Source organism: Gemmatimonas aurantiaca (assembly GCF_037190085.1).
In the GTDB taxonomy this organism is placed as follows: Bacteria; Gemmatimonadota; Gemmatimonadetes; order Gemmatimonadales; family Gemmatimonadaceae; genus Gemmatimonas; species Gemmatimonas aurantiaca_A.
Genome location: NZ_JBBCJO010000008.1, coordinates 1 through 13,251, shown reverse-complemented (window position 1 = coordinate 13,251; position 13,251 = coordinate 1). Strand labels below are relative to the sequence as shown.

General features: G+C 63.9%; 7 protein-coding genes. 3 read left to right on the top strand and 4 right to left on the bottom strand.

Annotated elements, in window-relative coordinates; genetic code table 11:
* Positions 1 to 35: 35 nt before the first annotated feature.
* Together WG208_RS11195 and WG208_RS11190 are read right to left on the bottom strand one after the other, a co-directional pair.
* Positions 36 to 662: a HAMP domain-containing sensor histidine kinase gene (locus tag WG208_RS11195; protein WP_337171443.1), complete on the bottom strand. Its 627-nt coding sequence runs from the start codon at positions 660 to 662 to the stop codon at positions 36 to 38.
* 175 nt (positions 663 to 837) lie between these two features.
* Positions 838 to 2,328 (bottom strand): sigma-54 dependent transcriptional regulator, encoded by a 1,491-nt coding sequence (locus WG208_RS11190; protein WP_337171442.1) that lies wholly within the window; start codon positions 2,326 to 2,328, stop codon positions 838 to 840.
* Between the two features lie 326 nt (positions 2,329 to 2,654).
* On the opposite strand from WG208_RS11190, the gene WG208_RS11185 reads away from it, so the two are divergent.
* The gene (locus WG208_RS11185; RefSeq protein ID WP_337171441.1) at positions 2,655 to 5,108 is read left to right on the top strand and encodes a polysaccharide biosynthesis tyrosine autokinase; all 2,454 of its coding nucleotides are present in this window, start codon (positions 2,655 to 2,657) and stop codon (positions 5,106 to 5,108) included.
* Complete coding sequence (locus WG208_RS11180) at positions 5,101 to 5,916, top strand: SLBB domain-containing protein (RefSeq protein ID WP_337171440.1); 816 nt, start codon at positions 5,101 to 5,103, stop codon at positions 5,914 to 5,916. The genes WG208_RS11185 and WG208_RS11180 overlap by 8 nt, the downstream gene beginning before the upstream one ends.
* A 266-nt stretch (positions 5,917 to 6,182) precedes the next feature.
* Here the strand turns inward: WG208_RS11180 and WG208_RS11175 are convergent, their stop codons facing one another.
* Together WG208_RS11175 and WG208_RS11170 are read right to left on the bottom strand one after the other, a co-directional pair.
* Complete coding sequence (locus tag WG208_RS11175) at positions 6,183 to 6,818, bottom strand: PEP-CTERM sorting domain-containing protein (protein ID WP_337171439.1); 636 nt, start codon at positions 6,816 to 6,818, stop codon at positions 6,183 to 6,185.
* Between the two features lie 288 nt (positions 6,819 to 7,106).
* Positions 7,107 to 12,524, bottom strand: coding sequence for a M66 family metalloprotease (locus WG208_RS11170; protein WP_337171438.1), 5,418 nt, complete (start codon positions 12,522 to 12,524; stop codon positions 7,107 to 7,109).
* Positions 12,525 to 13,032: 508 nt separating this feature from the next.
* On the opposite strand from WG208_RS11170, the gene WG208_RS11165 reads away from it, so the two are divergent.
* On the top strand, positions 13,033 to 13,251 hold a 219-nt coding region (locus tag WG208_RS11165; RefSeq protein ID WP_337171437.1), incomplete at its 3' end, for an NAD(P)-binding domain-containing protein.

Sequence of the window (13,251 nt, the reverse complement as noted above, 5' to 3'; positions counted from 1 at the left end):
GGTTGCTGTCCGCAAGATCGCATCGCTGACGCCGTCTAGGTGGCGGCCGGCAACCGTAGCTCGAATTCAAGGCAGGTTCCGGGCCCTTGCTGATGGCCCAGTTCCAGCCGACTGTTCAGATCGGCAAGTGCGCGCCTGCAGATGGCGAGTCCGAGGGTCCGGCCATTCCTTGAAAAAGGAAGTTGCTCCTGTCCGGGCGGCTCTCCAATCATGGCGCGCGCTGGCTCATTGAGACCCGTGCCGGTGTCGCTGACCCGGAATCGCACCCGCGCCTCGTCCAGTTCTTCCACGGTCACCGAAATCGTGCCTCTGATCGTGAACTTGAGGGCGTTCGTCACCAGGTTGAGCAAAACCTTCTGAAGAATCTCCGGATGCCCCGTGCGGAGGTCCGTACGTGGGCCCGACCAGCGAAGCACAAGTCCACGTTCCTGGGCGATCGGAGCGAGTAGCGCACGTACCGTATGCCATGTGCCGGTGACGGAGAACGCCGTCGGGACTTCTGCAGGCGGAGAAACGTCGCTGCGTCGGGCCAGTTCGAGAGCGTTGCGGGTGAGATTGTTCACCTCGAATGCCGCCTCGTACAGAATCCCCAGTTGCAACTCCTGCTGGCGGGTCAGGGGGCCGGCACGTCCGCTCTGCAACTGCCCGATGAGCACCAGCATCGAACTCAAGGGAGAGCGGAGGTCGTGGACGACCTCCGTCAGGAGTTCCAGTGCTGCGGGAGCGTCATTCAGCTCCCGTGTTTTCCCGGACAGCTCTGACAGCGCCAGATGCCTGCCCGCTTCGATGAGGGGCTCGAGTCCAGCCGGGCTGACATCGACCGCCCGTATCGGGGTGTCAGTCGGCGGAGCCGGAGAGCGCGTCACGTTTGAACCCGTGCTTTTCCATGAGTCGATACAGCGTGGTGCGATCGATGCCCGCCAGACGCGCGGCCTTGGACATGTTGCCCCCTGCCCGTGCCGTCAGACGCGTCAGGTACTCTTTCTCGAAGTGGGCGATCAGGCTGTCCTTGGCCGAATGGAACGCCTCGTTCATGATCGCTGCCGGCAATCCGCCGTCCGCCTGCGCCATGGGCGCGTCGTCGTAGATCGGAATATCGTCGGGCGTGATCGGGCGGTCGCTGTCGGCAATGACGGCCACGTGTTCGATCACGTTCTGCAGTTCGCGCACGTTGCCACGCCAGGGACGCGACTGCAGGAATTCGATGGTTTCCCGCGTGAACGAGGGGGCGGGGGCTCCGCCCGTCCGATGCCGTTCCCACGATCGCTTCAGGAAATGTTCGGCCAGCATCGGAATGTCTTCCAGGCGCTTACGTAGCGGCGGCAGCTTGATGGGCACCACACGCAGGCGATAGAACAGGTCTTCGCGCAGGATGCCCTGCTGCACCGATTCCTGCGGGTCCCGATTGGTGGCCGAAATGAACCGCACGTCCACCACCGCGTCCTGGGTCTCACTACCCAGCCGACGCACCACGCCATCCTGCAGCACACGCAGCAGCTTGGCCTGGAGCGGCATGGTCATCTCGGTGAGCTCGTCCAGAAACAGCGTACCGCCGTTGGCCACCTCGAGAAGACCAGCCTTGTCACGGTCGGCGCCGGTGAAAGCGCCTTTCCGGTACCCGAACATCTCCGACTCGAGCAGGTTGTCGGGGAGTGCGGCGCAGTTCACCGGCACCAGCTTGCGCGCCGAACGGCGGCTGTGCTTGTGGATGAACTGGGCGATCATCTCCTTGCCAGTCCCGCTCTCGCCGCTGATCATGACCGACGCGTCGGTGGCCGCCACCTTCTGTGCCAGCTCCACGGCCTTCCGGAACGTGGGCGAGACGCCTAGCAGCGACATCAGCTCGCCGGCGCCGCTCTGCGTAACCAGACCGGCGGGTTTCACCGGTTCTTTGACGTCGCGCACGGCCGCAGCGGCGTGGGCGGCGCGGCCCACCAGTACCTGCAAGTGGCTGGCAGAGAAGGGTTTGGGTAGATAGTCCCAGGCGCCGGCCCGCAGGGCTTCGATGCTGGAGGCCACCGTGGGATTCCCTGTCATGACCACCACGATCACCTGCTTGTGCGCTTCCACCGCGGCCTTGAGGACCTCCATGCCCGATACTGGCGTCATGTAGAGGTCCACCAGGATCAGATCGAAGCGTTTGCGGCGCACCATCTCCAACGCCTCGTCGCCCCGTCCGGTGGCCGTGATGACATGACCATCCATCTGGAGCACGGAGGCACACCCCTCCCGCAGCGTCCGGTCGTCGTCGACGATCAGGATACGCAGGCCTGTTCCCTTATCGGGAACGGCGGCTGATGGAGGTTCGGTGAGGAAGGGGTCGGTCATTGGCGATGCATCGGGGAATCCCGAAAGAAATCCCGGAAGTGAGGGATGGATCCAACTCACACGTGGCGGATACACCATACGTGAGCCATTCCCGTATCCGGAGCAGGTCGAAATATCGTATGGAAGGCGTTCCGTCAAGGTAAATCGTAGCTTTCCGGCTACAATCACCGTCTCGTGACTGCAACAACGGGTAAAAGGTAACCGGTTTGTTGCGCGTCTGCTGCGTGGTGCGTGCGCTTACGCAGCAGTGTGTTGCGCCACAGATTTGTGAACGTCTCTCATCAGATAATTCGGCTCCCGCAGTACTTCCACATCGTCATCACACAATGTCCGGCCAGCAGATACAGCCTGTTCAACCGCGCGATGCCGCGCTCGAGCCGTATCAGGAAGGAGATCCTCCTGGAGATTGGGGGGGCTCGTCCGCAGACGCTGCTCCGGAGCCCAAGGGGCCGAATCTTCGCCGCTATCTGGCGGCGGTGAACCGTTTCAAGTGGCTGGTGCTCCTGCTGCTGCCCATTGGCGGGGCTGCCGGATACGCGGCCACCCGGTTCATCGAGCCGGAGTACGAAGTGCAAGCCACCATTCTGCTAGAGCAGGGCACGGGTGTGAACAATGGTGCCGGGCGGGGGCCTATTCAGGCGGCAGAGCTGTTGCAGGCCTCTGGATGGCAGGACCTGTTACGCTCCTATGCCATTGCGGACCCGGTGGTGATGGGACTCGGACTATTCGTCACTCCTGTGGCGGATGCCGACAGCGTGCTGTTCCGACAGTTTCGAGTGGACCAGACGCGACTCCGACCGGGCGACTACAAGCTGACCATTGCCGGCGGTCGCTATGTGCTGAGTCTCAAACCTGGCATCGAAGTGGAGAAAGGAGCGGTCGGTGATTCCATCGGGCGTCCGGTGGGCTTCCAGTGGCAACCGGCGTCTACCGATTTTGGACGACGCGCCACTGTCGAGTTCAACGTGCAGACGCCGCGTGAGGCATCGAGGGCGCTGATCAAGAAACTCTCCCTTTCGTTGCAAACCGGTTCTTCATTCCTCTTTCTGCGTATGACCGGGCCCAATGCCCAGCGCAGCGCGGCCACCCTCAATGCCTGGGTGGAACAGTTCGTAACGGTGGCTACCCAGTACAAGAAGCAGAATGTGGTCCAGGTGGCCGGTATTCTCGAGGGACAACGTGAGTATGCTGCGCAGGAATTGGCCGGCGCCGAGTCGGCGCTGGAGAGTTTCCGCGTGCGCACGGTGACCGAACCCAGCGAGCGTCAGACGATCACGCCGGGAATCGAGATGACCAATTCCCCTGTGTTCGAGAACTATTTCCGCGACAAGATTCTCTCGGACAACTATCGGCGCGATCGCGAGGCGCTCGAGCGTATTCTGCAGAGCGGCCGTTCAGGCACGCCCATCACGCGTGAAGCGGTGCTGTCGGTGCCTGCGGTGAATGCCGACCCTGCTGCAGACAACCTGCGCAAAGCACTCGAAGAGCAGGCTGCCCGCGAATTCGAGTTGCGCCGGCTGCGTGAGACGTACACTGATGAATATCAGCGAGTGAAAGACGCGCAGGCCGCACTGGCAGGACTGCGCGATTCGGTGGTCCCGCGGGCCCTCAATGCGTATCTCGGAGAACTTCGCCTGCGTGAGCAGACGCTGAATGCCACCATCGATCAGAGCAGCAGGGATCTGAAGGGTATTCCTTCACGCACTATCGAGGAACAGCGTCTCAAGCGACAGGTGGATGTGGCGGCGCGGGTATACGAAAGTCTGAATATGAAAGCGGCCGAAGCGAAGCTTGCCGAGGCATCCACTGTTCCCGATGTGAGCATCCTCGACGCGGCAGTTCCGCCGCTGGCGCCTACGCGCAACACGGCGCCCATGATCATTTTAGGGGCCATTGGCGGCGCCTTGGCGTTGGGCATCGCTCTCGCCATTCTGCTGGATCAGGTGGACAAGCGATTCCGCTATCCAGAGCAGGTCACGGACGATCTGGGACTGTTCGTGTTGGGTGTAGTGCCAGTGATCGGTGGCAAGGGGCGCCGCAAGGCAGAACAGGCCGCACAAGTAGTGGAAGCATTCCGCACTATTCGCATGAATGTGCGATACGCTGCCGATCCATCGCGTCCGCTCGCCATGACCATCACAAGCCCAGGTCCCAACGACGGGAAGAGTCTCATTTCATCAAACCTGGCGTTGAGTTTTGCGGAATCGGGGCTGCGTACGCTGCTCATTGATGGCGATATTCGCCGCGGTGAGCTGGCGAAGACGTTCAATATCCATTCGCGGCCGGGGCTGGTGGAGTATCTGGAGGGGACTGCCTTGATCGCCGAGGTGCTGAACCCACTCACTTCGCATGCGAATCTGACTCTGATGCCCGCTGGGGTGCGGCGACGTCGCGCGCCGGAATTACTCGCCACGCCCAGGCTCTCTCAGTTGCTCAATCAGATGACCAGCGAGTTCGATGTGGTGATCGTCGATTCTCCACCTCTCGGTGCAGGATACGACGCCTATGCACTCGCAACCGCCACCGGCAACATGGCGCTGGTGATGCGCGCCGGTGTCACCGACCGCAAGATGGCGGCAGCCAAAATGGCCACGGTCGACACGCTCCCCATCCGGGTGATGGGCGCCGTCCTCAACGGAATCAAGATGACCGGTGTGTATCAGTACTACTCGTACTATCAGGACTACGCCGCCACCGATGAAGAGCAGTCAGAGCGCCTGCCGTCCGGCAGGGGAGCCGCGCGACCTGCTGCGCTTTCTGGGGGGATTGGCAATGAGTAAGCGGCAGAAGGTCGTGCGGCGCGTTGTTGTAATTGCCGCCGGGGCATGTCTGGCTGGTGCCGGACCTCTCTCCGCACAGACACCTGTTGGCAGCGTGGCCACCATGCAACGTGCCAGCCGGGCCGATCTTGCGGCGCGAGTTACACAGTTGGAGCAGCAGGTGGCCAGCGGAGCACTCAAAGGAAAGAGTGCAGAACAGGCCAATCGTGAGATTGCCGAGATAAAAACGCGACTGTTGGCGGGTGATTTCCAAGTGGGTGACCGTTTCGTCATTACGGCCCGCATGGACTCCGTGCGGGCGGATACGGCATCGGTACGCGACAGTCTCAAGGTCACCGTACTCAATCTGCCCGACATCACGATTGCCGGCGTCTTGCGATCAGAGCTGGATGAACGGATCAACGCGCATGTCGCCCGATATGTGCGTAACGTGACCGTGCGGACCAGTGTACTTACGCGTGTGGCCATTCTTGGTGCGGTTGCGAGACCCGGCTTCTACTATGCCCCACCAGACCGCCCCGTCAGTGATATGGTCATGCTGGCGGGGGGGCCAGTGCAAAACGCCAATCTCAATGAATTCGAAGTGTATCGCGCCAGAGCGCGGATGCTCTCGGCGAAGGAGTCGCGCAATGCCGTGCGTAACGGGACCACGTTGGAACAACTGGATATTCGGTCAGGTGATGAATTCCGCATTCCTCAGAAACGGAAGATCAACTGGCAACTGGTGATTCAGTTGGTCTTTATTCTGAGTTCGCTGCTGTTCGCCCTCATTAACTTCCTGAAGTGGTACTACGATCGACAGGAATAGGGCTCGGACTCGCTAAAGCGATCACGTGGGACGGAAAACGAAAACGGATGCGGAGCCTGAATGGGCACCGCATCCGTTTTGGGGTTTGGTAGAGTTTTCCGGGTGCCACCGCAGAGACCCACAGATATCTGCCGGCTCCATACCGTACCGGATATCGCCATGACCTGACGCACTTGCATGCCAGGTTTAGCATATCTGCCAACGAAAGAGAGGCCCCCTGCAATATTGCAAGGGGCCTCTCTACTACCGGCTAGCCACCAGAAGGATCAGACGTTCGTCTGACGACGACGACGGTTCGCCACCAAGAGGCCAGCGAGACCGGCCGCCATCAGAGCGTACGTCGACGGCTCCGGGGTCACCACCGCAGGCGCCGTACCCTGAACCAGGAACGACTGCGAACCGGCGTTCCCGCTGGACCAGTTGGCCGCATCGACCAGAACCAGCCAGCTGTTGGAATGATCCGCACCGGAATAAGCACCATCAGCCACGTTGGTCAGGCCGGCGGAGATGTCCCAGATTTGCTGCTGGATCGGGGCGTTATGGGAATTGCTGAAATTGTAGGTTCCGGCGAGGCCGGCCATCGTGTTCAGCTCGTCCGTATTGTCGATATTCGCCCAACGCGCACCCGTCGCATTCGCCGAGAGGAACTGGTCGAAGGTGAGCAGCGTGTAGGTGGTCGTCTGACCGTAATTGAACGTGCGCAGCTGATCGAAGCAGTACACGATGTTGGTCAGGCTGTATCCGGCAGGTACGCCGCTGAAGGTGGCATTGAAGCTGCCACCCGAGCCCGCCTGCTGGTAAACCGAGTTCACCGTAACCTGAATGTTAACTTGGGCCTTGGCCCCGCTGGTCATGACCGCTACGGCCGCGGCCGCGATCATCACAGACTTGAAAAACCGCATGGTCAGTCTCCGTTTGTTTTGCTGAACACCAGGGCCGCCTCAGTGGGCACCTGTGCGCTTCCAGCTCGGCAAGCAAGTGTCGCCTCGCTCATGAGTAGGAGCAAGTCGCGTGCCGCATCCGCATCGTGCGAGGAAGAGGGATGATCCAAAGGGTGTTTTGTGCTAAGTTATTTCACAGTAATGACTTATGTTGCATTCTCGTCGTCGGTGTCACAAATGTGACCAAGGCCGCGACGTGATGCGGATCGCGGCCTTGGTAAAAAACGCAACAGTTGTTGTGTCAGCGCATCAGTGCTGCTCCCGGACGGAGCGGGTGCCGTCGGAAAAAACGATCTCCACAGAGTGGCCCGGATCGCGGAATTCATCTCCCGGCCGCCTCAGGAAACTCAGGATCTCGCCGGTGTTGCGGTCACGCACCATGCCCATCCGGAAGGTCTTTTCGTTCCAGTTCACCCGGCGGCGCGCGCCCCCGACGCTCTCCAGACGGGTTTCGACTTGGGAAGACTGCTGATCACCGGTGTCCCGAACCGCTGCCTGCGTACTCCGCGCGCTCTGCTGAGATGCAAGAACTCTCGGTGACCGCATGGACCGCACGACGATGCGGGCGACTTTCTCCTGCACGGCCGTGCTCACCGGAACCACAATGGCAAACTGCTGAGCGTCGTCCGCGTGATCGATCGATTCCATGGTGAAGCCATGGTTGGCCAGAAGGCTTCCGTGCTCATCATAGAGATCGACTTCGTGTGTGACCGCCGCCGGTTGCGGAGTGGCGCGCGCAAATACGGGGAAAGCGGGCTCGAGCGTTACGACGCCGCCCGTGGAGCGACCCCAGAGCAGCAATCCATCCGAGCTGGCGGCACTGGCCACCATCGATGCAGTCCCGCGCCACTGTGCGACGCGGCTCCAGGTCCAGTCACTCACCCATTGGGTTGAGCAATAGCCCATGACATCCGTGGCCGTCGGTGACACCAGTGTATTCGTCTGCGCGTTCCATCCCCACGTTCCGGTCACGCCGCCAGCATAGGGATATGCGGCCGTACCACTCACGCCGCAGGGAGCGTGTGCCAAACCGAAATTGTGGCCGATCTCGTGGGCAAAAATGCGCTGGTAAGTGGCGTCCTGATCCCAGCCCACTGCAGCGCGGCCAGGTTGGAGACCGTAGCCGGCAACTCCCGATGAGTAGCTGGTCTTGACTACGCCGTAGTAATGCGACGTGGCATCCTTGTCCACCGCTCGCAGGGCGTTCATCTCATTGAGGACGGTGAGCCATGCCCCGTTCCCATCACTCGACTGCAGAGAAGAGGCATTCGATACGAAGGGCGCGCGTACCGACGCCGTCACATCACGGACAGGGTGGACCAGCTTCAACATCTCCAGCCAGCTTGCTTTGTTGGACTCGGAGACGTTTCCGGTCAACCCAGCCACTGTCACCGGCACGAACTTCACTTCCATGGCCGCAGGGTTCACCGTTGTCACCGCCTTCAACGTCCCGCCCCGCGGCCACACGTTGTCCGTGCGATCGCTCTCTCCCAGCGTGTTGTTCGGATCCAGATCCGCCAGCACCTGCATCCCCGACCGCACATTGGCCGCCGGGATCACCACGTTCCAGCTCGACGACATCGTGCCTTCGCTGATGGCCGTGGGCACGCTCGCGGCCGTGGCCGGAACGGTCACCGTCGACACCAGGGAGCCATTCGCGTAGATGCGCAGGCGCACATCGGGGCGGGCCGAATTGGTGGCCGCCGCCTTCACGAACACGCGGGCCAGCGCATCACGGCCGATGACGATCGGCGCGGTGCCCTCCCAGTTCTGCGCGGCCTGCGTCACGTACACGTTCTCGATGGACAGATTGGGCGTGCTGCTGGACCCGCCGCCGGCTCCATTGGTGCCGTTGCCCGATCCACCACCCTGCGCCGCGTACGTCACTGCGGCCGCCTGCGCGGTCAGCGACGCGGTCACGGTCACCGTGCGCGTGGCCGGTGAGGGGGCGTAGGTGGTGCCGCCCGCCGTCACCGAGGCCGCCGTCACCGTATAGCTGCCCGGCACGAGGCCGGTGAGGGTCTGCGTGGCGGTCACGGCCTTCGAGTAGCTGCCGGGGCCGGTCACTGTGATGGCCGCATTGGCACCTGATGGCAGCCCGCTCGCGGTCACCGCAATCGCACCGGTGGCCAGGGCATAGCTCACGGGGAAGTTCAGGGTGTCACCGGCCAGGACGGTCTGGTCATATGACGCCGGCGAAGGCGCGTAACCATGTCCACCGCTCGTGATCGACGCGGCGGACAGGCGCCACCGGCCGGTCGTCGCGCTGGTGTTCGTGGTCGTGGCTGTCACCGACGTGGTGCCCCCCGACGGCGCGGTGAGTGTGATGGCGGCCTGCGCGCCACTCGGCAGCCCCGACACCGGGACGGCCACCACGGCCGCCAGGGCGGAGTAGGTCACCGTCTGCGAGGCGCTGCCGCCCGCGGTGATCGTCACCGCCTGCGAGAGCGGCGAGGCCGTATACGTACCGGCCGACGTGCGCACGTTGCGTACGGTGAGCGTATAGCTGCCCGCAGCCAGGCTTGTCAGCGTGGTGGTGGCCGTCAGCGCCTTCGAATAGCTGCTGGGGCCCGTCAGCGTCATGTCACCCGAGGCCCCCGAAGGCAGGCCCGACACGGTGAGAGCGAACGATCCGGCCTGCGAGGCATAACTCACCGCGGCTGCCTGCGCGACCAGCGAGGCGGTCACCGTCACTGTGCGTGTGGCCGGTGTGGGGGCGTAGCTGACGCCACCCGATGTCACCGACGCAGCGGTCACCGTGTAGGTGCCCGGCACGAGGCCGGTGATGGTCTGCGTGGCTGTCACCGTCTGCGAGAAGCTGTTGGGACCCGTGATGGTCAGGCTGGCGTTCACGCCATTCGGCAGACCGCTCACCGAGGTCGCGATCGCGCCGGTCGCCAGCGCGTAGGCCACCGGGAAGTCGAGCGTATCACCGGCCAGCACGGTCTGATCGTACGAGGCCGGCGATGGGGCATAGGCATGCCCGCCGCTCGTGATCGACGCGGCGGCGAGACGCCAGCGGCCGGTGGCGGCGCCGGTGTTCGTGGTCGCCGCCGTCACCGACGACGTGCTGCCCGACGGCGACGTGAGCGTGATGGCGGCCTGCGAACCACTCGGCACTCCGGTCACTGGCACCTTCACCACGGCGGGCAACGCCGCATAGGTCACCGTCTGCGATGCCGTGCCGCCGGTCGTGATGGTCACCGCAGCCGAAGCCGGCGTGCCCGCGTACGTGCCCGCCGAGGTGCGCACGTTGCGCACGCTCAACGCATAGCTGCCGGCCGCGAGCCCGGTGAGGCTCGTCGTGGCCGTCAGCGCACGCGAGTAGCCGTTCGGACCCGTGAGGGTCATGTCACCCGATGCACCCGACGGCAGCCCGGCCACCGTGAGCGTGAGCGCTCCGGCCTGCGAGGTGTACGCCACCGACGCCGCCTGGGCAACCAGCGAGGCGGTCACCGTCACCGTGCGCGTGGCCGGTGAGGGCGCGTACGTGGTGCCGTTCACGGTCACCGACGATGCGGAGATCGTGTAGGTCCCCGGCGTCAGATTGGTGAGCGTGGTCGTGGCGGTGGCCGTCTGCGAGAAGCTGTTCGGACCGGTCACGACCACCGTGCCATTCGTGCCCTGCGGCAGGCCGCTCACCGATACCGCGATGGCGCCGGTGCTCAGGGCGTAGGCCACCGGCATGTCCAGCGTGTCGCCGGCGAGAATGGTGCGATCGTACGAGGTGGGTGTGGCGGTGTAGCTGTGTCCACCGCTCTGCACCGTGCTGGCCGTAAGACGCCAGCGGCCGGTGGCGGCATTGGTGTTCGTGGTGCTTGCCGTCACCTGCGACGTGGTACCCGACGGTGCAATCAGCGAGATGTTGGCATTGGTGCCGGCCGGCACTCCCGACACCGACACGGACACCACCGAAGGCGCCGCGGCATAGGCCACCGTCTGCGTGGCCGTGGTGTTGGCCGTGATGGTGACCGCGCGCGTGAGCGTCGAGCTGGTGTACGTGCCCGCAGACGTGCGTACTGCGCGCACCGTGAGCGTGTAGGCACCCGGCGGCAGCGCGGAGAGTGTACCGGCCGCGGCGATGTTCTGCGAGAAGCTGTTGGGCCCCGTGAGCACCAGATCGGGATTTGCGCCCGCGGGCAGACCGCTCACCGACACATTGAGTGACCCCGTCTGCGACGTGTAGACCACCGACGCCGGTTCGGCCACCAGCGACGCCGTCACGGTCACCGTGCGTGTCGCTGGCGAGGGCTGATACGTGAGACCGCCCGCCGTGACCGACGTGGCCGACACCGTGTAGGTGCCGGGCGCGAGGTTGGTGAGTGTCGTCGTGGCGGTGAGCGTGCGCGAGAAGCTGTTCGGGCCCGTCACCGTGATGGTGCCGGTGCTGCCCGTGGGCAGCCCGGCCACCGTGATGGCAAGCGCGCCGCTGGAAAGGCTGTACGCGACCGGGAAAGTCAGCGTGTCACCGGCCAGCACGGTCTGATCGTAGCTCGCCGGTGACGGGGCATATGTGAAGCCGCCGGTCGTGACGTTGGCCGCCGCCATACGCCAGCGCCCGGTGGCGGCATTGCCGATCACGGTGGACGCCGTGTGCGTGGTGTTCGTGCCCGAGGGCGCCGTCAGCGTGACGGCAGCGGCGGTGCCGTTGGGAAGACCGGTGATGGGCAGTTCGACGACGGCCGGCAGCGCGGCATAGGTGATGCTGCCCGATACCGACTGTGCCGACAACACATTCACCACCTGGGACGACGGCGAGCCATTGTAGGCGCCGCTCGAGGTGCGCACGTGCGCGGCGGTGATGGTGTACGCGCCGGGCGTGAGGCCGGTGATGGACGTCGTGGTCGTGATGGTGCGCGCATACCCATTGGGCCCCGTCACGGAAACCTGCGCGTTCTGACCCGCGGGCAGACCATTCACCGTGAGAGCGAGCGTGCCGGTGGGCGCCGCAGTGGCCGCATACGACACGGTGGCGCCCGCTGCCACGACCGACGCCTGCACCTGCACGGTAGTGGACGCCGGCGTCGGCGCATACGTGACCCCATTCGCCGTCACCGAGGTCGCGGCAATGGTGTAACTCCCGATGGTCAGACCCGTGAGCGTCGTGGTTCCGGGGAGTGTACGTGAGAAACCATTGGGACCGGTGATGGTCACGTTGCCATTCGAGCCGGCAGGAAGACCCACCACGGCGAGCGCGAGGCTGCCGGTTCCCACTTCATATCGCACCGACAGCTTCACGGCATCGCGGTCACGGACCGTGCGCGATTGGCTCGTGGGATTGGGCGTGTAGGTGCTGGCCCCCACGGTCACGGGCGACGCTTCGAGCGTCCAGTCTCCCAGTGCGGCGTAGTCGACGGAGTCGGTGCGGGTCGCGGTCTTCACGGCGCCGGTGGGGCTGGTGAGCCGGAGATTGGCCGACACGCCGGAGGGCAGTCCCGCCACATCGACGATCACGAGCGCGCGCCGCAGCAGCGCGTCGAACGAAATGATGATGGACTGCGGTCGCAGCCCACCGTCGACCATCACGGTCTGCGTGGATTCGTCCGGTGCGACGCTGGTGCCGGCCACGACGGCCGCATCGGCATTGACGGTGTAGGCGCCGGGTGCGAGGCCGCGCAGGGTGTCACCGCTGCTGGCCTGCTGCCGGTATCCTCCGGGACCCTGCACCGTGACTCGGCTCTTCAGGCCGGCCGGGAGTCCCCGTGATTCCACTATCAGTTGTCCGGTGGCGCCTGAAGCGTGGCCGTTGTCGGGATCGTGTATGGGGGCGGCGGGGTTCTCGGTGCAAGCGCCGAGGAGAAGGGCAGCAACCGTCAGGGTGCGGACGGCGGCCTGCGCAACATCGCAACGGGCACGCGAACGGAGAGAAGAGAGCCTTGTCATGCCGGGCAGACGATCCACCTGTGTTTGGAGTCATCGGTTTGTGCCGGCAATGTGATACCATTTTCCGCAGCTGGCTCAGCCATATGTTACGGGCATCACAGGGATGTGCAGAAAAGTTCCATCTCTGTGACGCAGGGCACGAAAGTGCGTCTCTGTGACGGTGAGACCGTGCGTCTGCCTTGTGCATTCTGCGCCGTTTTTGTGCAGGGCTCTCATGTGCCGCGGTATCATTGTTCGTCGCTGCGACTGCATTTCGCTGTCATTTCGTTTTCGCTCTCCGATTCTGTTTCCGATGACGGACACCGCTTCAACATCCCTCGCTTCCTCCTTCTTCCGTACACAACTCCTCGCGCGTATCGACGACCGCTCCGCGGTCATCGGGGTGATCGGGCTGGGGTATGTGGGCCTGCCGCTGGCGATGGAGTTCGTGGCGGCCGGGTTCCGGGTGATTGGCTACGACGTGAGCGCGCGGGTGGTGGACGCGCTGATGGCGGGGCAGTCGCACATCCAG